20 protein-coding genes and 1 pseudogene are annotated in these 21,772 nt (G+C 72.3%); 18 read left to right on the forward strand and 3 right to left on the reverse strand.

What is annotated here, in order from left to right; translation table 11 throughout:
* Positions 1-14 precede the first annotated feature (14 nt).
* Both LQK89_RS06765 and holA read left to right on the forward strand, forming a co-directional pair.
* Positions 15-1,244: pseudogene (locus LQK89_RS06765) on the forward strand (ComEC/Rec2 family competence protein); the annotation flags it as partial.
* A gap of 705 nt (positions 1,245-1,949) precedes the next feature.
* Complete coding sequence (holA, locus tag LQK89_RS06770; protein WP_231050758.1) at positions 1,950-2,969, forward strand: DNA polymerase III subunit delta; 1,020 nt, start codon at positions 1,950-1,952, stop codon at positions 2,967-2,969.
* A 311-nt stretch (positions 2,970-3,280) separates the two neighbouring features.
* Here holA and rpsT read toward each other — a convergent pair whose 3' ends face one another.
* Positions 3,281-3,541 (reverse strand): 30S ribosomal protein S20, encoded by a 261-nt coding sequence (gene rpsT, locus LQK89_RS06775; protein WP_058742457.1) that lies wholly within the window; start codon positions 3,539-3,541, stop codon positions 3,281-3,283.
* 195 nt (positions 3,542-3,736) lie between these two features.
* Between rpsT and LQK89_RS06780 the strand changes: the two genes are divergently transcribed.
* The 3 genes from LQK89_RS06780 to LQK89_RS06790 all read left to right on the forward strand — a co-directional run bounded on the left by LQK89_RS06780 (position 3,737) and on the right by LQK89_RS06790 (position 7,606).
* Positions 3,737-4,903, forward strand: coding sequence for a pyridoxal phosphate-dependent aminotransferase (locus LQK89_RS06780; RefSeq protein WP_231050555.1), 1,167 nt, complete (start codon positions 3,737-3,739; stop codon positions 4,901-4,903).
* Between the two features lie 155 nt (positions 4,904-5,058).
* Complete coding sequence (gene lepA, locus LQK89_RS06785) at positions 5,059-6,906, forward strand: translation elongation factor 4 (protein WP_114850978.1); 1,848 nt, start codon at positions 5,059-5,061, stop codon at positions 6,904-6,906.
* 52 nt (positions 6,907-6,958) lie between these two features.
* Complete coding sequence (locus LQK89_RS06790) at positions 6,959-7,606, forward strand: DUF1990 family protein (protein WP_058742454.1); 648 nt, start codon at positions 6,959-6,961, stop codon at positions 7,604-7,606.
* 45 nt (positions 7,607-7,651) lie between these two features.
* Here the strand turns inward: LQK89_RS06790 and LQK89_RS06795 are convergent, their stop codons facing one another.
* Positions 7,652-8,344 (reverse strand): HAD family hydrolase, encoded by a 693-nt coding sequence (locus tag LQK89_RS06795; protein WP_167510043.1) that lies wholly within the window; start codon positions 8,342-8,344, stop codon positions 7,652-7,654.
* Between the two features lie 29 nt (positions 8,345-8,373).
* On the opposite strand from LQK89_RS06795, the gene hemW reads away from it, so the two are divergent.
* A complete protein-coding gene (hemW, locus tag LQK89_RS06800; protein WP_231050556.1) occupies positions 8,374-9,609 on the forward strand; it encodes a radical SAM family heme chaperone HemW in 1,236 nt (411 codons plus the stop codon).
* Positions 9,610-9,629: 20 nt separating this feature from the next.
* Here hemW and LQK89_RS06805 read toward each other — a convergent pair whose 3' ends face one another.
* Positions 9,630-10,061 (reverse strand): DUF4870 domain-containing protein, encoded by a 432-nt coding sequence (locus tag LQK89_RS06805; protein WP_229666891.1) that lies wholly within the window; start codon positions 10,059-10,061, stop codon positions 9,630-9,632.
* Positions 10,062-10,170: 109 nt separating this feature from the next.
* Here LQK89_RS06805 and hrcA point away from each other — a divergent pair, with 109 nt between their 5' ends.
* From hrcA to LQK89_RS06865, 12 genes are all read left to right on the forward strand, one after another.
* Entirely contained in the window at positions 10,171-11,193 is a 1,023-nt protein-coding gene (gene hrcA / locus LQK89_RS06810) for a heat-inducible transcriptional repressor HrcA (RefSeq protein ID WP_231050557.1), read from the forward strand.
* A gap of 108 nt (positions 11,194-11,301) precedes the next feature.
* A complete protein-coding gene (gene dnaJ / locus LQK89_RS06815) occupies positions 11,302-12,414 on the forward strand; it encodes a molecular chaperone DnaJ (RefSeq protein ID WP_144801452.1) in 1,113 nt (370 codons plus the stop codon).
* Entirely contained in the window at positions 12,414-13,187 is a 774-nt protein-coding gene (locus LQK89_RS06820; protein WP_231050558.1) for a 16S rRNA (uracil(1498)-N(3))-methyltransferase, read from the forward strand. Before dnaJ ends, LQK89_RS06820 begins: the two co-directional genes overlap by 1 nt.
* Before the next feature lie 49 nt (positions 13,188-13,236).
* Positions 13,237-13,593 (forward strand): histidine triad nucleotide-binding protein, encoded by a 357-nt coding sequence (locus LQK89_RS06825; protein ID WP_174778339.1) that lies wholly within the window; start codon positions 13,237-13,239, stop codon positions 13,591-13,593.
* Positions 13,594-13,660: 67 nt separating this feature from the next.
* Entirely contained in the window at positions 13,661-14,722 is a 1,062-nt protein-coding gene (locus tag LQK89_RS06830) for a PhoH family protein (RefSeq protein WP_229666903.1), read from the forward strand.
* Positions 14,719-15,180: an rRNA maturation RNase YbeY gene (gene ybeY, locus LQK89_RS06835; protein WP_058742447.1), complete on the forward strand. Its 462-nt coding sequence runs from the start codon at positions 14,719-14,721 to the stop codon at positions 15,178-15,180. The genes LQK89_RS06830 and ybeY overlap by 4 nt, the downstream gene beginning before the upstream one ends.
* Positions 15,181-15,184: 4 nt before the next feature.
* Positions 15,185-16,507, forward strand: coding sequence for a hemolysin family protein (locus tag LQK89_RS06840; RefSeq protein ID WP_114850972.1), 1,323 nt, complete (start codon positions 15,185-15,187; stop codon positions 16,505-16,507).
* Complete coding sequence (gene era, locus LQK89_RS06845; protein ID WP_231050559.1) at positions 16,504-17,442, forward strand: GTPase Era; 939 nt, start codon at positions 16,504-16,506, stop codon at positions 17,440-17,442. Before LQK89_RS06840 ends, era begins: the two co-directional genes overlap by 4 nt.
* Positions 17,443-17,498: 56 nt before the next feature.
* Positions 17,499-18,737, forward strand: coding sequence for a sensor histidine kinase (locus LQK89_RS06850; protein WP_141861199.1), 1,239 nt, complete (start codon positions 17,499-17,501; stop codon positions 18,735-18,737).
* The gene (locus LQK89_RS06855) at positions 18,734-19,423 is read left to right on the forward strand and encodes a response regulator (protein ID WP_141861201.1); all 690 of its coding nucleotides are present in this window, start codon (positions 18,734-18,736) and stop codon (positions 19,421-19,423) included. Before LQK89_RS06850 ends, LQK89_RS06855 begins: the two co-directional genes overlap by 4 nt.
* Before the next feature lie 112 nt (positions 19,424-19,535).
* Positions 19,536-20,288: an ABC transporter ATP-binding protein gene (locus LQK89_RS06860; RefSeq protein ID WP_231050560.1), complete on the forward strand. Its 753-nt coding sequence runs from the start codon at positions 19,536-19,538 to the stop codon at positions 20,286-20,288.
* Entirely contained in the window at positions 20,285-21,685 is a 1,401-nt protein-coding gene (locus tag LQK89_RS06865; protein WP_231050561.1) for an ABC transporter permease, read from the forward strand. The genes LQK89_RS06860 and LQK89_RS06865 overlap by 4 nt, the downstream gene beginning before the upstream one ends.
* Positions 21,686-21,772: the final 87 nt, after the last annotated feature.

The following is a 21,772-nucleotide window of genomic DNA, read 5'->3' on the forward strand; positions in this document are numbered from 1 at the left end:
CGCCGACCGCGGCGGTGCTGTTCCTGCGCGGCGAGCCCGAGCGGGAGCCACCGACCGGCGCACTGGCGGCGACGGCCGAGGTCCGCCGGGCCTTCGTCGCAGTCACGGCGGACCTGCCGGAACCGGGCGCCGCGCTCCTCCGCGGGCTCGCGATCGGCGACCGCAGCGGGCTCGACCCCGGGACGGAAGCCGCGATGGAGACGTCGGCGCTCACCCACCTGACGGCGGTGTCCGGCTCGAACTGCGCGGTGGTGGTCGCACTCGTGGTGGCGGTCGGCCGCGGGCTCGGCGCGCCCAGGTGCATGCGCGCCGTCGCGGCGGTGGCGCTCCTCGTCGCCTTCGTCGTGCTCGTCCGCCCGGACCCGTCCATCCTGCGGGCGACCGTGATGGCCGTCGTCGTGCTCGTCGTCCGCCTGACCGGGCGGCCGGTCCGCGGCGTGCCCCTCGTCGCCCTGGCCGTGCTCGGGATGCTCATCGTCGACCCCTGGACCGGGCGGGCGATCGCGTTCGCGCTCTCGGTGCTCGCGACCGGCGGCATCCTCGTGCTCGGGCCACCGCTCACCGAGCTGCTCGCGCGGCGACTGTGGCCACCGGTGGCCGCCGCGGTGGCGGTCCCGGTCGCGGCGCAGGCAGCCTGCTGGCCGGTGACGATCGTCCTCGCCCCGGTGTTCCCCACCTACGCGGTCCCGGCCAACCTGCTCACCGAGCCGCTCGCGCCGGTCGTCACGGTCCTCGGCCTCGTCGCGTGCACGGTGGCACCGGTGTGGCCCGCAGCGGCGGGGGTCCTGGCCGGCGTCGCCTGGGCACCGGCCGCCGCGATCGGGTGGGTGGCACACACCGCGGCCGCGCTCCCCGCGGCGTCGATCGGGTGGCCCGCCGGCGGGACGGGGATCGTCGCCGCGGTCGTCGTGAGCGGAGCCGTCGTGGGGGCCGTGCTCGTCCGCGAGCGGCTCCGGGTCCCGGTGCTCCTCGTCGGTGCGGTCGCACTCGCGCTGGGCGTCGGAGCGGTCGCGGTGCCCCGTGCGGTCCTGCGGACGAGCGTGCCGGCCGACTGGTCGGTGGCGATGTGCGACGTCGGACAGGGGGACGCGGTGCTCGTCCGGGCACCGGACGGCCCGATCGCACTCGTCGACACCGGGGACGACGGACCGCGCCTGCTCGCGTGCCTCGACCTGCTCGGGGTGGAGCGGGTGGCGCTGCTCGTCCTGACGCACTTCGACCGGGACCACGTCGGCGCACTGCCCGCCGTCGCGGGGCTGGTCGACCGCGCGCTCGTCGGACCGGTCGGGCGCGCCGAGGACGCCCGGGTCGTCGAGGACCTGCGCCGTGCCGACGTGCGGGTCGGGACGGCGGACGACACGACCGAGGGCAGGCTCGGCGCCCTGGGGTGGCGGGTCGTGTGGCCGCCGTCGGGGTCCATCGAGGCGGGCAACGACGCGAGTGTCGTGCTCGCGACGACAGCGGGCAACGGGTGCGGGACCTGCGTGTGCGGCGTCTTCCTCGGGGACCTCGGCGAGCGGGCGCAGCGGCGCCTCCGCCCGCACCTGGACGTGCACCCCGACGTCGTCAAGGTCGCGCACCACGGGTCGGCCGACCAGGACCCGGGGCTCTACCGGCAGCTGGCGGCGCCGGTCGGGCTGATCGGCGTCGGGGCGGACAACACCTACGGGCACCCCACGCAGCGGACGCTCGATCTGCTCCGGGCCGCGGGGACGACGGCGTTCCGGACCGATGTGCAGGGGACGGTCGTCGTCTCACGGGACCGCTCCGGGGCGCTCCGGGTCTGGACGGAACACCCGGACGGCGCATCTCCGGGGCCGACCGGGGGAGTGCGGGCCGAGCCGTCGGCGGCCGGCCGTAGGATCGTCGCGGGCCACGATCGACCCTGGAGCCGACCCCGGCGCCGACCTCGGCGACGTCCACGACCCCGCCCGCGACGGAAGGACCGCATGCCCGCCAAGAAGCCCTCGCGCGCCGCTGCCGCGATCGACCAGGTGCCGTGGTCGGGGATCCGTCCCGCGCCCGTGGTGCTCGTCACCGGGCCGGAGGCGTTCCTCGCCGACCGTGCGATGGGCGTCCTGCGCGACCTGCTCGTGGGTGAGGACCCCGCGCTCGAGGTGCACGACCTCGAAGCCGACCAGTACGCACCGGGCCTGCTCGCGACCCTCGCGAGTCCGTCGCTCTTCGGCGAGCCCCGACTCGTGCGGGTCACCAACGTCGAGAAGTGCACGGACGCCTTCATCACCGAGACCATCGCGTACCTGCAGGGTCCGGCGGACGACGTCACGCTCGTCCTGCGGCACGGCGGTGGGGTCCGCGGCAAGAAGCTCCTCGACACGATCCGCAGCGGGGTCGGCGGCGGCGTCGAGGTCCAGTGCGACGAGCTCAAGCGCGACACCGACAAGATCGACTTCGTCAACGCGGAGTTCCGAGCCGCCCGTCGCAAGGTCGTCCCCTCGGCCGTGCGCACGCTCGTGGCGGCGTTCTCCGATGACCTGGCCGAGCTCGCGGCCGCGTGCCGGCAGCTCCTGGCGGACGAGGCCGAGGAGATCACGGACAAGGTCGTCGACAAGTACTACGGCGGGCGCGTCGAGACGAACGCGTTCAAGGTCGCCGACATCGCACTCGCGGGGCGCTCGGCCCCGGCGATCGTCGAGCTGCGGCACGCCCTGGCGACGGGTGAGGCCCCGGTCCCGATCGTCGCCGCGTTCGCGAGCAAGATCCGCACGATGGCGAAGGTCAGCTCCTTCCGTGGCACGAGCGGCCAGGCGGCGTCCGCCCTCGGCATGGCGCCGTGGCAGGTCCAGCGCGCGCAGCGGGACGTCGCCGGGTGGAGCGAGGCCGGGCTGGCGAACGCGATCACGAGCATCGCCGAGGCGGACACCGCGGTGAAGGGCGGCTCGCGGGACGCGCACTACGCGCTCGAGGTGATGGTCCGCACGATCGCCCGGCGCGGCGAGGCCCGCTGACGCGACGGCGCCCGTGCTGCCGCGCGGTGCTGGCGCTCGTGCGTGGCGCGTCGTGCGATCGCACAACCGGAAGCACGCCGAACCACGCACTTCCGCGGCGCGTCGTGCTTCCGGTTGTGCCGCGTCGTGCCCGCCCGCGGCTCGCACACACGCCCCGGTGCCGGCCCTCGGCGACCATGCCGGCACCGGCGCCGGGCCGGGCCTCCCGGCCGCCGTCGGGCCCGGCAACGACGAAGGCCCCGCACCGATCGGTGCGGGGCCTTCGTGCGGCACTCAGTGGGTCAGAGCGCCGAAGCTCAGAGAGCGGAATCTCAGAGAGCAGAGACCTTCTTGGCGATGGCCGACTTGCGGTTCGCCGCCTGGTTCTTGTGGATGACGCCCTTGCTCACGGCCTTGTCGAGCTTCTTCGAGGCGAGGACGAGGGCCGCGGTGGCCTTGTCCTTGTCACCGGCGGCGACGGCCTCGTTGGTGTGACGGATGACCGTCTTGAGCTCCGAGCGGTAGGCCTTGTTGCGCTCCTGGGCCTTCAGGTTGGTCTTGATGCGCTTGATCTGCGACTTGATGTTCGCCATGCGTGTTGCTCCTTGTCGTCTCTCCGGGTGGTCGCGACGTCTGGGTAGAGGGGCCCTCCGTCGCATCGCGTTCCACCCGTGGGCGGGGAACGCGGAAGCCAGCCACCAACTCTACCAGCAGGACGGGGTCCCACCAAAGACCGGAGCGTCGCGGTCGGAAACCGCCCGGCAACACGCAGCCGCTACCGTGACGGCATGCCCTCCCTCGCGCCCCGGATCGACACCGTCCCCGCCTCCGGCATCCGCCGGGTGTACGAGCAGGCCGCCCTGCTCCAGGCCGACGGCACCGACGTGGCGATGCTCGTGATCGGCGAGCCGGACGTCCCGGTGGCCCCGCACGTCGGCGAGGCGGCGCGCCGTGCCTGGTCCGAGGACCGCACCGACTACACGCCGAACGGCGGGATCGCCCCGCTGCGTGCTGCGATCCAGGAGAAGCTGCGCCGCGAGAACCGGATCGAGGTCGACCTCGAGCAGGTCTGGATGACGATCGGCGCGACGCAGGCCCTGTTCCAGGCGATGACCCTCGTCCTCAGCCCGGGCGACGAGGTGCTCGTGCCGGACCCCGGGTACACGACCTTCACGATGAACGCGCACATCCTCGGCGCGACCCCGGTGCCGTACCGGCTCGAGCCGCAGCACGGCTTCGAGCCGGACCTCGACGCGCTCGAGGCGAGCATCACCGAGCGGACCCGGGCGCTCGTCGTGAACTCCCCGTCCAACCCGCTCGGCTCGGTGTTCGGCGAGGACACCCTGCGCGCCCTGCTCGCCCTCGCGAAGCGGCACGACCTCTGGGTGATCAGCGACGAGGTCTACGAGTACTTCACCTACGGCACCCGACACGTCAGCATCGCCGCCCTCGACGAGGACGACCGCGTCTTCAGTGCCTTCTCCCTGAGCAAGACCTACGCGATGACCGGTGTCCGCGTCGGCTACCTCGTGACGCCGAAGGGGCTCGGCCCGACGATGCGCACCACGCAGGAGGCGATGATCAGCTGCGTCGCCGAGCCGGACCAGTGGGCGGCGCTGGCCGCGATCGTCGGTGACCACCAGTCCGTGCAGGACGCCCGCGAGCACTACCGCGCGAACCTCGCCGTCGCGAAGGAGGTCCTCGACGCCGCCGGGATCCGCTACCTCGACCCCCGCGGGGCGTTCTACCTCTGGGTCGACGTGTCGCACGCCGCCGCCGGCGACGTCGCGGAGTGGGCCCTCGCGTTCCTGCACCGCGAGCAGGTCGCGGTCGCGCCCGGCAGCGCCTTCGGTCGCTCCGGCGAGGGCTGGATCCGCGTCTGCCTCGCCGCCACCGCGGACGACCTCCGCCGCGGCCTCGGCGCGCTGCCCGCCCCCGCCACGGTGGCCGTCTGACGGACTGGAGGCGCGGGGCGGCCCCGCCACGCGCCTCCAGTCCGTCCTCCACGCCACCTGGTGCGGCGCCCGCCGTCCACAGGTGTGCCGGCGCTGCGCGCTCCGCGCGCACAACCGTGGGACAATCGTTCGACCGTCCCGACCCCTGAGGAACCGTGAGCCCACAAGCATCCGCGCCACTCGAGCCCGCCGCGACCCCGGCCGGGTCGATCCGCAACTTCTGCATCATCGCGCACATCGACCACGGCAAGTCGACGCTGGCCGACCGCATGCTGCAGATCACCGGCATCGTCGAGGACCGTGCGATGCGCGCGCAGTACCTCGACCGCATGGACATCGAGCGCGAGCGCGGCATCACGATCAAGTCGCAGGCCGTCCGCATGCCGTGGGAGCTCGACGGGCAGACCTTCGCGCTCAACATGATCGACACCCCGGGGCACGTCGACTTCTCGTACGAGGTCTCCCGGTCCCTCGCCGCGTGCGAAGGTGCGATCCTGCTCGTCGACGCCGCCCAGGGGATCGAGGCGCAGACGCTCGCCAACCTGTACCTGGCGCTCGAGAACGACCTCGAGATCATCCCGGTCCTCAACAAGATCGACCTGCCCGCCGCGGATCCGGACAAGTACGCCGCGGAGCTCGCGCAGCTCATCGGCGGCAAGCCGGAGGACGTCCTGCGCGTCTCCGGCAAGACCGGCGTCGGCGTGCCCGAGCTGCTCGACCGTGTCGTCGGCTCCGTGCCCCCGCCCGTCGGGACCGTCGACGCATCGCCCCGCGCGATGATCTTCGACTCCGTCTACGACAGCTACCGCGGCGTCGTCACCTACGTCCGGATGGTCGACGGCACGATCAAGCCGCGCGAGAAGGTCCAGATGATGTCGACGGGGACGACGCACGAGATCCTCGAGATCGGGGTGTCCTCGCCCGAGCCGAAGCCGACGAAGGGCCTCAGCGTCGGCGAGGTCGGCTACCTGATCACCGGCGTGAAGGACGTCCGCCAGTCGAAGGTCGGCGACACCGTCACGACCGCGCAGAAGCCCGCGACCGAAGCGCTCGCGGGCTACACCGACCCGAAGCCGATGGTGTTCTCGGGCCTGTACCCGATCGACGGCTCCGACTACCCGGACCTCCGCGAAGCGCTCGACAAGCTCAAGCTGTCCGACGCGGCGCTCGTCTACGAGCCGGAGACCTCGGTCGCGCTCGGCTTCGGCTTCCGCTGCGGCTTCCTCGGTCTGCTCCACCTCGAGATCATCACCGAGCGCCTGTCCCGCGAGTTCGGGCTCGACCTCATCACCACCGCGCCGAGCGTGATCTACGAGGTCACGAACGAGGACAACACCGTGACCGAGGTCACGAACCCGTCCGAGTTCCCCGGCGGCCGCATCGTCGAGGTCCGCGAGCCGATGGTCCGTGCCGCGATCCTCGCGCCGAAGGACTACGTCGGCGCGATCATGGAGCTCTGCCAGTCGCGTCGCGGCTCCCTGCTCGGCATGGAGTACCTCGGCGAGGACCGCGTCGAGATCCGCTACGAGATGCCCCTCGGCGAGATCGTCTTCGACTTCTTCGACCAGCTCAAGAGCAAGACGCAGGGCTACGCCTCCCTCGACTACGAGCCCACCGGCGACCAGGCTGCTGACCTCGTGAAGGTCGACATCCTGCTGCAGGGCGAGCAGGTCGACGCGTTCAGCGCGATCGTGCACCGCGACAAGGCGTACGCGTACGGCACGCTCATGACCGAACGACTGCGCAAGCTCATCCCGCGCCAGCAGTTCGAGGTCCCGATCCAGGCGGCCATCGGTGCGCGCATCATCGCCCGCGAGAGCATCCGGGCGATGCGCAAGGACGTCCTCGCGAAGTGCTACGGCGGTGACATCACCCGCAAGCGCAAGCTCCTCGAGAAGCAGAAGGAGGGCAAGAAGCGCATGAAGATGGTGGGTCGCGTCGAGGTCCCGCAGGAAGCCTTCATCGCCGCGCTCTCGGGTGACGTCGAAGAGAAGAAGAAGTAGCGCGGAGCCCGGGCGGGCAGGTGCGCCCGAGCCGCCCGGGTAGGCTTGCCGCATGAGTTCCCGCGGCAGCTACCGGACCGCCCTGACGTACGGCGCCGTGGGCGCGACCCAGGCGGCGGACCTCATGACCTACCCGCCCGAGGGCTTCGTCCCGGCGGAGTCGCGGGCCCGGATCGGGCACGGCGACCAGCGCTTCGAGACCGCCGTCACGCAGACGCTGTCCTGGCAGATCCAGGAGCGCAGCGGCATCCGGGTGCGCGTCGAGGACCAGCCCGACGACGACGAGGTGCGCTACAACCCGGTCACCTTCGACGAACGGGGCGTGCCGATCGCGCCGGCGTCGATCGGGACCCCGCGCGTCGAGAAGTTCGCGGCCGACGGCACACCGCTCCTGACGGCCGGCACGACGGCCACGCTCGAGATGCACGCGTTCGGGCGGACCGTGCACGCGCCGGTCCGGGTCGTGTCGATCATCGACGAGACCGACCGCAAGGGCTTCGCCTACGGCACGCTCGAGGGACACCCGCTGTCGGGCGAGGAGTCGTTCGTGGTCGAGCGCACCGCCGACGGGTCGGTCTGGCTGCAGGTCCGGCAGTTCTCGCAGCCGGCGAGCCCGAAGTGGCGCTTCCTGTCGCCGCTGCTCAAGCGGCAGCAGAAGGTCATGGCGGCGAAGTACCTCGAGGCGCTGCGCGGCGACTGACCCTGCGCTGCGCGACGACTGACGCCGCGCTCCGCGACGGGTGCGCTACCGCAGCGGAGGGAGCGCGGCGATCGCGTCCTCGATGAGCCCCGCGTCCTGCACGCAGTCCCGCGCGACCGTGACGGCGTTGGTCGTGCGGAGGGCGTCGACGTCGTAGACCCCGGTCGCGACGGCGAGGAACGGGATCCCCGCGGTGTCCGCGGCCTCGCCGTCCCGCGGGGTGTCCCCGACGATCACGGCGCGGGTGCCCGCCAGTGCGGCGGCGGCCCTCGCGGTCACACCGGACCGGTCGACCTCCTCGTCGCCGAAGAACGAGTGCTCCCAGTCGAAGGCGTCCACGGCGAACCCGGCGCCGGCGAGCTTCACGCGCGCCCGGTGCTCGGAGTTGCCGGTGAGCAGCCCGTTCCGCCAGCCCAGGGCGGCGAACCGCTGCACGAGCGCGGTCGCCCCCGGCGCGGGCGAACGACGGTCACCCCGCCGGTGCCGCTCGTCGGTCAGGTCCCGCAGGTGCCCGGTGACGGTGGGGATGAGCGCGTCGTCGAGGTGGTGCGCCCGGACGTGCTCGGCGATGAGCCCCGCGTCGGTGCGCCCGTGCTGGTGCCCGACGCGCAGGGCGAGGTCGCGACCGACGGCCCGTTCGAGCGCGAGGTGGTAGAGGTTGCCGGGCGAGACGGCGTTCAACACGAGGGTGCCGTCGATGTCCCACAGCACCGTGGTGGGGACGGTGTGGTGCTCCATGCCCTCCATCATGACCGAGAATGGAGTCCATGCCGAGTGCTCTGCCGATCGCCGACCCCGCGCCGTCGGACGGCCTGATCACCCCCGGCCCCGGAGCGGGCGACGTCCCCTTCGGCGTGTACGTGCACGTGCCGTTCTGCCGGGTGCGCTGCGGCTACTGCGACTTCAACACCTACACGGCGTCCGAGCTCCGAGGGGTCCGCCGCGACGACTACGCCGGCCACGCGGTGCAGGAGATCGCCTGGGCGGCCGAGGTGCTCGACCGCTCCGGCGTCCCGCGCCGACCGGTCTCCACGGTGTTCTTCGGCGGCGGCACCCCGACGATGCTCCCGGCGTCGGACCTCGCGATGATCCTGCGGGCGATCGACGACACGTGGGGGATCCTGCCCGGGGCAGAGGTCACGACCGAGGCGAACCCGGACTCCGTCGACGCGGACGCGATCGGCACCCTGCAGCGCGCGGGCTTCACGCGGATGAGCTACGGCATGCAGTCCGCGGTGCCGCACGTCCTCGCGACGCTCGACCGCACGCACGACCCCGAACGGGTGCCCGTCGTCGTCGACCTCGCGAAGCAGCACGGGCTCGACGTCTCGCTCGACCTCATCTACTCGACGCCCGGCGAGTCCCTGGACGACTGGCGGACCTCCCTCGACGCGGCGCTCGCGTGCCGGCCCGACCACGTCTCGGCGTACTCGCTCATCGTCGAGGAGGGCACGGCGATGGGCCGCGCGGTGTCCCGCGGCGAGCTCCCGGCCCCGGACGACGACCTCGCCGCCGACATGTACGAGCTGGCGGACCGGGTCCTCGGTGACGCCGGCTACACCTGGTACGAGGTCTCGAACTGGGCCCGGGCGGACGCGGACGGCAGTCCGGCGCAGCACGCGAGCCGGCACAACCTGTCGTACTGGAAGGGACACGACTGGTGGGGGATCGGACCGGGCGCGCACTCCGCGGTGGCCGGCACCCGCTGGTGGAACGTGAAGCACCCGGCCGCCTACGCGAACCGGGTGCTCGCGGGGGAGTCACCGGCAGCCGGCCGCGAGACGCTCGACGACGAGACCCGGTACGTCGAGCGCGTCCTGCTCGCCGCGCGGGTCCGCGGCGAGCTCACCACAGCGGAGCTCCGTCCGTCGGCACGCGAGCGCGTCGCCGGGCTCATCGCGCGCGGACTCGTGGACGGTCCGGCCGCGGTGCGGGGGCGGCTCGAGCTGACCCTGCAGGGTCGGCTGCTCGCGGACGCGGTGGTCCGCGAGCTGCTCGACTGACCTGGTCCTGCTCGAGCGGCCTAGTTCTTGATGAACTCGATCGTGAGCGGGTACTTGTAGAGGTCGCCACGGTTCGCTGCGATGGCCGCCATGATCGCGAAGACGATGACGAGCACCCCGATGATCGGGAGCAGCACGAAGCCGATCAGGACGATGCAGAGCAGCCCGGCGACGATGTACGCGATGGCCGCGGTGATGTGGAAGTTCAGCGCCGTGCGGGTGTGCTCCTTGATGAACGACCCACGGTCGCGGAGCACCAGGTAGGCGATCAACGGCACGAGGAAGTTGAAGAAGATGCCGCCGACGTGCGTCAGGGTCGCCCACAGCCGCTGGTCCTCCGGCGACATCGGCTGCGGGACCTGGTACCCCTGCGGGTACTGCGGTCCGCCGGGGTTCGCCGGCCCCCCGGGCTGCTGGTCGTAGGGCCCTCCGGGCTGCTGTCCGTAGCTCATGCCCAGAGCGTAGCGGGAGGGGCCCGCCCGGGTCCCGGTCCGTCGGCGGTCGGGCGTAGGATCAGCAGTCGAGACGTCCGAGTGCCAGCATCGAACGGAAGGGGTCCGGATGGTCAGCGAACGCTCCCTCGAGGTCCTCAAGGCCATCGTGCGGGACTACGTCGCGTCGCGCGAGCCCGTCGGCTCGAAGTCGATCGTCGACCGGCACGCCTTCGGGGTGAGCGCCGCGACGATCCGGAACGACATGGCCCTGCTCGAGGACGAACAGCTCATCGTGGCCCCGCACACCTCGTCGGGCCGGGTGCCGACCGACAAGGGGTACCGGGTCTTCGTCGACCACCTCGCGGCCGCCCGCCCGCTGTCCAGCGCGCAGCGCCACGCGATCGAGACGTTCCTCGGCACCCCGAACGACCTCGACGAGGTCCTCGGCCGCACCGTCCGGCTGCTCAGCCAGCTCACGAACCAGGTCGCACTCGTCCAGTACCCGTCGATGGTGCGCGCCCGCGTGCAGCACATCGAACTCGTCCGCCTCGGCGACACGCGGCTCATGGTGGTGCTCATCACCGACACCGCCCGGGTCGAGCAGCGCGTCGTCGAGACCGACGTCCCACTCGACGAAGACGCTCTCGGCGAACTGCGCTCCGTTCTCAACGGCGCGTCCGTCGGGCTGCTCCTGCAGGACGTGCCCCGGGCGCTCCGGGCGGTCCCGCAACAGCTCCGCCCCGACGCCCAGACGCTCGCCGGCGTCGTCGTCGCGACGCTCATCGAGCAGGTCGCGGCGAACCGACAGGACCGCCTGGTGATGGCGGGGGCGGCGAACCTCGCGAAGAGCGAGCGCGACTTCTCCGGCGGACTGTTCCCCGTGCTCGAGGCGATCGAGGAGCAGGTCACCCTGCTCCGGCTGTTCGGCGAGATGCAGGTGGACGACGTCGCGGTCGCCGCGAGCATCGGCGCCGAGAACGCCGAGTACGGGCTCGACGCCACGAGCATCGTCGCCGGCGGCTACCTGGCCGGCGGCGGCGAGGTCGCGCGGCTCGGGGTGCTCGGGCCGACGCGGATGGACTACGGCACGAACATGGCCGCGGTGCGCGCCGTCGCACGGTACCTGTCCAAGCTCCTGGGCGAACATTGACCGACCCGGCCCCCGACGGGCACAGGCCGCCCCGCGCGGGTGATCCGTGCCTCCAGACCGACCTGACCGGCGGCGAACGCCGCACCGACCGAACCGACTGAGGGATACGTGGCAGACCACTACGACGTCCTCGGCGTCCAGCAGGACGCCTCCGATGCCGACATCAAGAAGGCGTACCGCCGGCTCGCGCGCGAGCTGCACCCGGACGTGAACCCGAGCCCGGACGCGGCCGAGCGCTTCAAGGACGTGACGCACGCGTACGACGTGCTGAGCGACCCCGAGCAGCGACGGCGGTACGACGCCGGACCGCAGGCGGACAGCCCCTTCGGTGGCGGCGCCGGCGGGTTCAGCGACATCTTCGACGCGTTCTTCGGTGGCGGCGGCGGTGGCGGGCGGGGCAACGGCCCGCGCAGCCGGGCCGAGCGTGGACAGGACGCCCTGCTGCGCATCGAGGTCGACCTCGACGAGGTCGTCTTCGGCACCCACAAGGACGTCGAGGTCGACACGGCCGTCGTCTGCGAGACCTGCAACGGCTCGTGCTGCGCGCCCGGGACGAGCCCGCGCACGTGCGACATCTGCGGCGGAAGCGGGCACATCCAGCGCCAGGTCCGATCGCTCCTCGGCAACGTGGTGACGAGCGCCCCGTGCGGTACCTGCCGCGGGTACGGCACCGTCATCCCGAGCCCCTGCCCGACCTGCCAGGGCCAGGGCCGCGTCCGTGCGCGCCGCACGATCCCGGTCGACGTCCCCGCCGGCGTCGAGACCGGGCTCCGACTGCAGATGCCCGGCCAGGGCGAGGTCGGTCCGGCCGGTGGCCCCTCGGGCGACCTGTACCTCGAGGTGAAGGTCCGCCACCACGACGTCTTCAGCCGCGACGGCGACGACCTGCTCGCGACGCTCGAGGTCCAGATGACCGACGCGATCCTCGGCGCGCACACCACGATCGACGGTCTGGACGGCCCGGTCGAGCTCGAGCTGCGCCCGGGCGTGCAGAGCGCCGACGTGCTCGTGATCAAGGACCGCGGGGTCACCAAGCTCCGCGGCAACGGTCGCGGCGACCTGCGCGTCGGCGTGCAGGTCGTCACCCCGACCAAGCTGTCGCACAAGGAGCGCCAGCTCGTCGAGCAGCTCGCGAAGTCGCACAAGGCCGCGAAGCCGCAGCTCGCCCGGTTCCAGCAGGGCATGTTCGGCAAGCTGCGCGACCGCTTCCTGCACTTCTGATGGCGTCCCTCCACCTGGTCGACCCGGGCACGCTCGACGGTGTCGGGGTCGGCGACACCGTCACGCTCGACGGTCCAGAGGGCCGGCACGCCGTGTCGGTCGCGCGGGTCCGTGTCGGCGAGGCCCTGCGCATCGCCGACGGCCGCGGCACGGTGGTGGCCGGGACGGTCGCGTCGACGGGTCGCGACGAGCTGACGCTCACCGTCGACGCCGTCACGGTCGAGCCGGCGCCCCGACCGGCGCTCGTGCTCGTGCAGGCGCTCGCGAAGGGCGGCCGCGACGAGATGGCGGTGCAGGCCGCGACCGAGATCGGGGTCGACCGCATCGTGCCGTGGGCGGCGACGCGGAGCGTGTCGCGGTGGGACGGCGCGAAGGTCGAGAAGGGTCGGGCCCGGTGGGCCGCGATCGCGCAGGAAGCCGCGAAGCAGGCCGTCCGGTCCCGCGTCCCCGAGGTGGACGCGCCGGTGACGACGGCGCAGCTGGCATCGTCGTCGGGTGTCGGCGCGTCGTCGGGTGTCGGCCAGGAGGATCGGCGTGCGCTGGTCGTGCTGGACCCGGTGGGCGCGGTGCGGCTGTCGGCATGGGAACCGCCGGCGGACGTCGACGAGATCGTCCTGGTGGTCGGTCCGGAGGGCGGGATCGACAGCGCCGAGTTCGACCGGCTCGAGCGCGCCGGTGCGGTGCGGGTGCGGCTCGGCGACACGGTGCTGCGCACCTCCACCGCGGGCCCGGCCGCCCTGGCCGTCCTCCAGACGCGGCTCGGACGCTGGTAGCGGTGGACCGGGAAGGTCCGGCGTCGGACCCGCGTTCTACGATGGACCAATGAGCACCAGCACCCCGAGCGTCTTCTCGAAGATCATCGCGCGCGAGATCCCCGCGACCGTCGTGGCCGAGGACGACCGCGTGATCGCGATCGAGGACATCGCGCCGCAGGCCCCGGTGCACGTGCTCGTGATCCCGAAGACCGAGCAGTACCGCGACGTGAGCGCCCTCGCCGCGGGCGATCCGGAGCTGTTGGCCCACGTCGTCGCCACCGCCCAGCGCATCGCCGACGAGCGCGCGGACGGCCAGTACCGACTCGTCTTCAACACCGGCGAAGCCGCCGGCCAGACCGTCTTCCACGTGCACGCGCACGTGCTCGCAGGCGAACTGCACGAAGGGAACCTCCTTGCCGGTTGACACGACCGCCCACCACGACGCCGAACCGTCGGACGTCACCGTCGACATCCAGGTCGACGGCATCGCGATGGTCCAGCTCCTCGGCCCCCAGGACCGCCTGCTCAAGACCGTCGAACGGCAGTACCCGGGCGTGCGGGTCCTGGTCCGCGGCAACGAGGTCACACTGACCGGCCCGGAGCGGGACGTCGCCCGTGCCCACGCGCTCGTCGACGAGCTCGTCGGGATGGTCCGACGCGGCCAGGACATCGGGCCGTCCGACATCCCGGTCTCCGCCCGGATGCTCGACGACGACCGCAAGCCCTCGGACACGTTCGGCACCCCGATCGTCTCGAGCCGCGGCAAGTCGGTGCGTCCGAAGACGGACGGGCAGCGTGCCTACGTCGACGCCATCGACGAGCACACCATCACGTTCGGCATCGGTCCGGCCGGTACCGGCAAGACCTACCTGGCGATGGCCAAGGCGGTCCAGGCCCTGCAGCGGCGCGAGGTGAACCGGATCATCCTGACCCGCCCCGCGGTCGAGGCCGGCGAGCGGCTCGGATTCCTGCCGGGCACGCTGACCGACAAGATCGACCCCTACCTGCGCCCGCTGTACGACGCACTGAACGAGATGATGGACCCGGAGCTGGTCCCGAAGCTCCTCGCCGCCGGCACGGTCGAGGTCGCTCCGCTCGCCTACATGCGCGGGCGGACGCTCAACGACTCGTTCGTGATCCTCGACGAGGCGCAGAACACCACGCCCGAGCAGATGAAGATGTTCCTCACGCGCCTGGGCTTCGGCTCGAAGATGGTCGTCACGGGCGACATCACCCAGGTCGACCTGCCCGGCAACCTGTCCGGACTCCGGCTCGTGACGCGGATCCTCGGCGACGTCGAGGACATCCACTTCGCCCGGCTCGGCAGCGAGGACGTCGTCCGCCACACGCTCGTCGGCCGGATCGTCGACGCCTACACCGTCTACGACGAGGAACGTCTCGCCGAGCAGGCCGGACACCGCCCCGGCGGTCGGGGCACCGCGCCCGCCGGCAACCCCGCCGGTGCGAACCGCGCCGAGCGTCGGGGACGGCCGCCGCAGGACCGGCAGCAGTCCCCGTACCCCCAGAACGACGCCCGAGGAGGCAACCGGTGAGCATCGAGCTCAACAACGAGTCCGGCGTCGAGGTCGACGAGGCAGCCATCCAGCGCCTCGCCGCCTTCGCGCTCGACGCGATGCACGTCCACGCGGACGCGGAGCTCGCGATCGTGCTCGTCGACGAGGGCGCCATGGAGCAGCTCCACGTCCGGTGGATGGACGAGCCCGGCCCGACCGACGTGCTGAGCTTCCCGATGGACGAGCTGCGACCAGGGACCGAGGACGAGCCGACGCCCGCCGGACTCCTCGGGGACATCGTCGTCTGCCCGCAGGTCGCGGCGGAGCAGGCGAAGACCGCCGGGCACACGAGCACCGACGAGATGCTGCTCCTCACCTGCCACGGCATCCTGCACCTGCTCGGGTTCGACCACGCCGAGCCGGAGGAGAAGGCCGAGATGTTCGGACTCCAGGGCGAGATCCTCTCCGCGTTCGCCGCCCAGCAGCGCGGGCGGTGACCTGATGGTGCTCGTCGCCGTCCTGCTCGCGGTGGCGTTCGTGCTCGTCGTCGTCGGTGGTCTGCTGGCCGCGTCCGACGCAGCGCTCACGGTGCTGTCCCGCGCCGACCTCGACGAGATCGCGAAGGACAGCAGCCGCCGTCGGGCGATCGAGGCGATCGCGGACGACGTCGGCGCGCACGTCAACGCCCTGAACTTCGTCCGCGTCCTGGCCGAGACCGCCGCCGCGGTGCTCGTGACCATCGCACTCGTCACGGTGTTCGACACCTGGTGGGTGGCGCTCATCGTGTCCGCGGCGATCATGACCGCTGTCTCGTTCGTGCTCGTCGGGTCCAGTCCGCGCAGCGTCGGGCGGGCGCACGCGGAGCGCTTCATCGCCGCGACCGGCGGGCTCGTCCGCGGTGTCCGGATCGTGCTCGGTCCGCTCGCCGGGTTGCTCGTGGCGATCGGTGACCGGGTCACGCCCGGACGCGGTCGCAGCGCGTCGACAGTGTCGAGCGAGGAGCAGCTGCTGTCGCTCGTCGACGAGGCGACCGAGAGCAACGTGCTCGAGCAGGACGACCGGGAGCTCATCCACTCGGTGTTCGAGTTCAGCGACACCCTCGTGCGCGAGGTCATGGTGCCGCGCACCGACATGCTGACCGTCGACGGGGACGACACCCTCGCGGCCGGGATGGAGCAGTTCCTCGTCGCCGGGGTGTCGCGCATGCCCGTGACCGGCAAGGACAGCGACGACGTCCTCGGGGTCCTGTACCTGCGCGACGTGTCCCGCGCGCTGTACGAGCGGCAGGGCGCCGGGCAGGAACCCGTGACGACGCTGCTGCGTCCGGCCGAGTTCGTGCCGGAGTCGAAGCACGCCGACGACACGCTCCGGCACATGCAGCTCGCGAAGAACCACCTGGTCCTGGTCGTCGACGAGTACGGCGGGGTCGCCGGGCTCGTCACGATGGAGGACCTCATCGAGGAGCTCGTCGGGGACATCTCCGACGAGTACGACCGCACCGTCGTCGACCGCACCGAGGTCGAGCCCGGCGTCTGGCGCATCGCGGCCCGGCTGCCGATCGACGAGCTCGGCGACCTGTTCGGCATCGAGCTCGAGGACGACGACGTCGACACCGCCGGCGGACTCCTCACCAAGGAACTCGGCCGACTGCCGGTGAGCGGCGAGCAGGTCAGCGTGTCCGGTCTGCTGCTCACCGCCGACCGGGTGGAGGGCAAGCGCCGCCACCTGGTCACCGTCCTCGCAGAGCGGACCGCCGCGCTGCAGGACGCCGAGGACGCCCTCGACGACACGACACCGACCACGACGGGAACCACGAACGCATGACCGACACCGAGACCGGACCGACGACGCCCGAGCGCCCCTACCGCGCCGGCTTCGTGTCGTTCGTCGGCCGCCCGAACGTCGGCAAGTCGACGCTCACCAACGCGCTCGTCGGCGAGAAGGTGGCGATCACGTCGTCGAAGCCGCAGACCACGCGGCGCGCGATCCGCGGCATCGTGCACCGACCCGACGGCCAGGTCATCATCGTCGACACCCCGGGCGTGCACCGGCCGCGGACGCTCCTCGGCGAGCGACTGAACGACCTCGTGCAGTCCACGCTCAGCGACGTCGACGTGATCGGGTTCTGCGTGCCGGCGAACGAACCGATCGGCCCCGGCGACCGCTGGATCAACGAGTCGCTCGACCAGTACCCGCGCGCGAAGAAGATCGCGATCGTGACGAAGATCGACCGCACCGCGAAGGACACCGTGGGGGAGCAGCTCCTGGCGGTCTCGAAGCTGCGCGACTGGGACGCCATCGTCCCGACCTCGGGCACGAAGGGCCTGCAGCTCGAGGCGCTCCTCGGGGAGATCACCTCGCTGCTGCCCGAGTCGCCGCAGCTCTACGACGACGCGACCGTCACCGAGGAGACCGACGAGGACCGCATCGCCGAGCTCATCAGGGAAGCCGCGCTCGAGGGCGTCCGCGACGAGCTCCCGCACTCGCTGGCCGTCGTGGTCGAGGACGTCGTCGAACCCGACGACGAGGACGACCCCGACGGGCCGCTGCGCATCTTCGCGAACCTGTTCGTCGAGCGGGACAGCCAGAAGGCGATCGTGATCGGCCGGGGCGGCGAGCGGCTCAAGGACGTCGGGTCGCGTGCCCGGGCCGAGATCGAGTCCCTGCTGGGCGGCCGGCACGTGTACCTGAACATCCGGGTGAAGGTCGCGAAGGAGTGGCAGCGCGACCCGAAGCAGCTCGGGCGCCTGGGGTTCTGACCCGCGTCATCCGCCGGACGGACGCGCTCGTGGCCGGCCGGACGTACCGTGGGGTGGTGTTCCGTCCCATGCTGCGCTCGCAGATCGTCACCGACGTCGTCACGGCGTCGGTGCTCGGGCTGCTCGTGCTCGTGGTGTCGACGCGCGGGGTGGACGGCCCGGTCAGCTGGCTGACGGTGGTCGGACTGACCGCCGCGCTGGCGTTCCGCCGACTCTCCCCGGGGCTCGCCCTCGGTATCGCATGGGTCTTCGCGGCGTTCCAGATGGTCACGGGCCAGACGCCGAGCATCGCGAACCTGTTCATCGCGCCGATCATGTACACGACGAGCGCGTACGGCAGCCCGCGGGTCCGGGGCCTCGGGCTGGCGTCCGCGATCGGCGGGTCGGTCACGGCCGCGCTCTACGAGGGGGTCACGGACTACGGGGTGCGGGTCGGAGAGGCCACTGCGACGACGCCGCTGCAGGAGTCCCTGCAGGTGACGATCTCGTTCTTCGCCGTCACGCTCCTGCTCCTCCTGCTGCCGTGGCTCGCCGGCCTCGTGGTCCGGACGCGCCGGTCCGCCAGCATGAGCCGCGAAGCGCAGCTCGTCGCCGAGCGGGACGCAGCCCGGGCCGACCGCGCCGTCGCCGTCGAGCAGGAGCGGGTCCGGATCGCCCGGGACATGCACGACATCGTGGCGCACTCGCTCGCGGTGGTGATCGCCCAGGCGGACGGGGCGCGGTACGCGCTCAAGGCCGACCCCGCGATCGCGGACCAGGCCCTCGGCACCATCTCGAGCACGGCGCGCGGAGCCCTCGGCGACGTCCGTGAGCTCCTCGGGGCACTCCGGCACGAGCAGGGGACCGCCCCGACGCCGGAGGTCGACGACATCGAGAAGCTCGTCGGCGAGATGCGCGACGTCGGGCTGGACGTCCGCGTCGACCGCGAGGGCGACCCCGGACGGCTCCCCACCACCACGCAGCTCGCGGTCTACCGCATCGTCCAGGAGAGCCTGACGAACGCGTGGAAGCACGGCCAGCCCGGAGCCCCCGTGCACGCGTCGCTGACGTACCGTCCGGACACCGTCGAGATCACCGTGGTGAACCGGCGCGCCGACGACGGCACCCGCGGCCCGGGCACCGGGCACGGGCTCGTCGGGATGCGCGAACGGGCGACGATGACCGGCGGCACGATGACCGCAGGACCCCGCGGCGACGACTTCACGGTGGCCGTCCGGATGCCCGCCGTCCCGGCCAGCGGGCAGATGCCCCGCGACCGGATCACCTCGACCCAGCAGGAGCGCACCACCCGATGACCACCACCGCGGCCACCGCCCCCCAGATCCGTGTCGCGCTCGTCGACGACCAGGCGCTCTTCCGCACGGGCATCCGGATGCTCGTCGACTCGCAGCCGGACCTCCTCTTCGTCGGCGAGGCGGGCGACGGAGCAGCGGGTGTCGAGCTCGTCCGCCGGACCCGGGCGGACGTCGTGCTCATGGACGTCCGGATGCCCGTGATGGACGGCATCACCGCGACGTCCCGCATCGTCGAGCAGAGTGGTCCGGACGCCGCGAAGGTCCTCGTCCTGACCACGTTCGACTTCGACGAGGCCGCGGCGAAGGCGATCCGCGCGGGGGCCAGCGGCTTCGTCCTGAAGGACGCCGACCCCGAGTTCCTGCTCGCCGCCGTCCGCACGGTGCACGCCGGCACCGCGGTGTTCGCCGCGTCGGCCACCCGCGAGCTCCTGCGCCGGTACGACGACACCGCCGGACAGTCCGCGCCGGTCCCGCCGTCGTTCGCCGAGCTGACCCCGCGCGAGCGCGAGATCTTCGACCTCGCGGCCCGTGGGTTCAGCAACAGCGAGATCGCCCAGCACGAGTACGTCAGCGAGGCGACCGTGAAGACGCACATCTCGCGGGTGCTGACGAAGCTCGACCTCCGGGACCGCGTGCGGCTCGTGGTGTTCGCGCACGAGCACGGGCTCGTGCCGAAGGCGGAGTGACCGACCGTCATCCGACAGGATGACCCCTCCACAGGGAACCGAGCCGAGCGGACGATCCACAGGAGACGACGGACCGACGCGGGGCGTGGCCCCCGACCGGGAGGGTGGTGCCATGACCACCAACCAGACGCCGATCATCCGACTCGACCACGTCTCCAAGCACTACGGCGACGCCGCGCGCCGGGTCACCGCCCTCGATGACGTCAGCGTCGACATCGGTGCGGGGGAGTTCACCGCCGTGATGGGTCCGTCCGGCTCCGGCAAGTCGACACTGATGCACGTCGCCGCCGGACTCGACGCGGTGTCGTCGGGGCGGATCAGCATCGACGGGGTCGAGATCACCGGGCTGGCGGACCGCGAGCTCACCGAGCTGCGTCGGCGCCGTCTCGGCTTCGTGTTCCAGTCGTTCAACCTCGTGCCCACCCTGGACGTCGCCGAGAACATCAGCCTGCCGTTCCTGCTCGGTGGGCAGAAGCCCACGCGGGACGAGTCGGCGTGGATCGACCGGCTGGTCGAGATGCTCGGCCTCGGGAACCGCCTGGGCCACCGTCCCCACCAGCTCTCCGGCGGACAGCAGCAGCGCGTCGCGATCGCGCGGGCGCTGGCCTCGCGTCCGGCCGTCGTCGTCGCCGACGAGCCGACCGGAGCCCTCGACTCGCGGACCGGGCGCGACGTGCTCGGGATCCTCCGTGGCGCCGTGCAGGAGTGGGGGCAGAGCGTCGTCATGGTCACGCACGACCCCGTCGCGGCGGCGAACGCCGACCGCATCCTGTTCCTCGCCGACGGCCGCATCGTGGACGACCGTCCGGCGATGACCGCGTCGGACATCTCCGCCACGATGCTCGGGATGGAGGCGGCAGCATGACCGGCCTCCGTGCCTTCGCGCCCACCGTGCTCGTCGCGGCGCTCGGCACCACCTTCGGCTCGGCGCTCGTGATCGCACCGGGCGTCGTGACCCAGGCGATGGCCGCGGCGGGGTTGAGCGACCTCGGTCCGGTCAAGGCGATCCTCGCGGTGATCGGCTGGCTCTTCCTCGGCATCGCCCTCTACGTCGGGGCGATCGTCACGGCCAACACCTGCGCCACCCTCATCGCCGGCCAGACGCGCATCATCGCGCTGCAGCGGCTCGTCGGTGCCACGGGCGCCACGCTCCGCGCCCGCATCACCCGGACCGGGCTGCTCGTCGGCGCGCTCGGCGGTGCGATCGGTGTCGTCGTGGGAACCGGGCTGTCGGCCGTGTTCGTCGCGGTGCTGCGCGGGAACGGCTTCCTGCCGGAGACGGCGTACACCCTCGTCCCGTGGGAGCTCGTCCTGCCGCTCGTCGCCGTCGTCCTCGCGACCTGGGGTGCCTTCGCCGCCGGGTCGCGGCGCGTCCTGACGGTGACCCCGCTCCAGGCGCTGTCGTCAAGTGTCGAACCCGCGCACGAGGACGTCCGGTCCGGCACTGCGCGGAAGGTGTGGGCGATCCTGCTCATGGCCGCGGGCTCGCTGCTGATGCTGCTCGGGCTGGGCGTCAGCGTGAGCTCGCCGTTCGCGGTCCTGCCGGCCGCCCTCGGCGGCTTCGTGTCCTTCGCGGGCGTCGCCGTCGGAGCGACCATCGTGATGCCGCCGGTCCTGCAGCTGATCGGACGGATCGGCTCCCGCGACCCCGTGGTGCTCCTCGCCGGTCGGAACGCGATGCGGGCGCCCGGGCGGGCCTCGCGTGCCACGATCGGACTCGTCATCGGCGTGACGCTCCTCGTGACGTTCGCGGTCGCGCTCGGCATCATGCAGCACGTGCTCGAGCAGCAGCTCTCCGCGATGGACGACGGCACGATGACGCCCGAGGTCCTGCAGGCGCAGCGCGACTTCTTCGTGCAGCTCAACACCGTCGTGGGCGCGATCGTCGGGTTCTCCGCCGTGATCGCCGCGGTCGGGGTCGTGAACGCCCTCGCCCTCGGCGTGCTCCAGCGTCGCCGTGAGCTCGGGCTGCTCCGTGTGCTCGGGCTCACCGGGGCGCAGGTCCGGCGGATGATCGTGACCGAGGCCGTGCAGATGGTCGTCGCTGCGGTCGTGACCGGACTCGTGCTCGGCACCTGCTACGGCTGGGTCGGCGGACAGACGCTCCTCGGCTCGATCGGCACCGTCGTGCCGCCCGTCCTGCCGCTCGGTACCGTCGCCGTGGTCGTCGTCGGGGCGCTCGTCCTGGCGGTGGTCGCGACCGTCGCTCCGGTCCGCCGCGCGATGCGGGTCCCGCCGACCGAGGCACTCGCCGTCGACTGAGCACGACACCTGGCGCGGGCAGCAGTGCCCGGGCGGCAGCGCCCGGGCAGCAGCGCCCGGGCCAGTACTGCAGCACCCAGGCCCGGG

Origin of the sequence: Curtobacterium sp. C1 (assembly GCF_021049325.1) — a bacterium.
Lineage (GTDB): Bacteria > Actinomycetota > Actinomycetes > Actinomycetales > Microbacteriaceae > Curtobacterium > Curtobacterium citreum.

Coding starts and splice junctions, on each gene's coding strand:
- holA (WP_231050758.1), top strand. CDS start 1,950: ATGCCCGCCAAGAAGCCCTCGCGCGCCGCTGCCGCGATCGACCAGGTG.
- rpsT (WP_058742457.1), bottom strand. CDS start 3,541: ATGGCGAACATCAAGTCGCAGATCAAGCGCATCAAGACCAACCTGAAG.
- LQK89_RS06780 (WP_231050555.1), top strand. CDS start 3,737: ATGCCCTCCCTCGCGCCCCGGATCGACACCGTCCCCGCCTCCGGCATC.
- LQK89_RS06790 (WP_058742454.1), top strand. CDS start 6,959: ATGAGTTCCCGCGGCAGCTACCGGACCGCCCTGACGTACGGCGCCGTG.
- LQK89_RS06795 (WP_167510043.1), bottom strand. CDS start 8,344: ATGGAGCACCACACCGTCCCCACCACGGTGCTGTGGGACATCGACGGC.
- hemW (WP_231050556.1), top strand. CDS start 8,374: ATGCCGAGTGCTCTGCCGATCGCCGACCCCGCGCCGTCGGACGGCCTG.
- LQK89_RS06805 (WP_229666891.1), bottom strand. CDS start 10,061: ATGAGCTACGGACAGCAGCCCGGAGGGCCCTACGACCAGCAGCCCGGG.
- hrcA (WP_231050557.1), top strand. CDS start 10,171: ATGGTCAGCGAACGCTCCCTCGAGGTCCTCAAGGCCATCGTGCGGGAC.
- LQK89_RS06820 (WP_231050558.1), top strand. CDS start 12,414: ATGGCGTCCCTCCACCTGGTCGACCCGGGCACGCTCGACGGTGTCGGG.
- LQK89_RS06825 (WP_174778339.1), top strand. CDS start 13,237: ATGAGCACCAGCACCCCGAGCGTCTTCTCGAAGATCATCGCGCGCGAG.
- LQK89_RS06830 (WP_229666903.1), top strand. CDS start 13,661: ATGGTCCAGCTCCTCGGCCCCCAGGACCGCCTGCTCAAGACCGTCGAA.
- LQK89_RS06840 (WP_114850972.1), top strand. CDS start 15,185: ATGGTGCTCGTCGCCGTCCTGCTCGCGGTGGCGTTCGTGCTCGTCGTC.
- era (WP_231050559.1), top strand. CDS start 16,504: ATGACCGACACCGAGACCGGACCGACGACGCCCGAGCGCCCCTACCGC.
- LQK89_RS06855 (WP_141861201.1), top strand. CDS start 18,734: ATGACCACCACCGCGGCCACCGCCCCCCAGATCCGTGTCGCGCTCGTC.
- LQK89_RS06860 (WP_231050560.1), top strand. CDS start 19,536: ATGACCACCAACCAGACGCCGATCATCCGACTCGACCACGTCTCCAAG.
- LQK89_RS06865 (WP_231050561.1), top strand. CDS start 20,285: ATGACCGGCCTCCGTGCCTTCGCGCCCACCGTGCTCGTCGCGGCGCTC.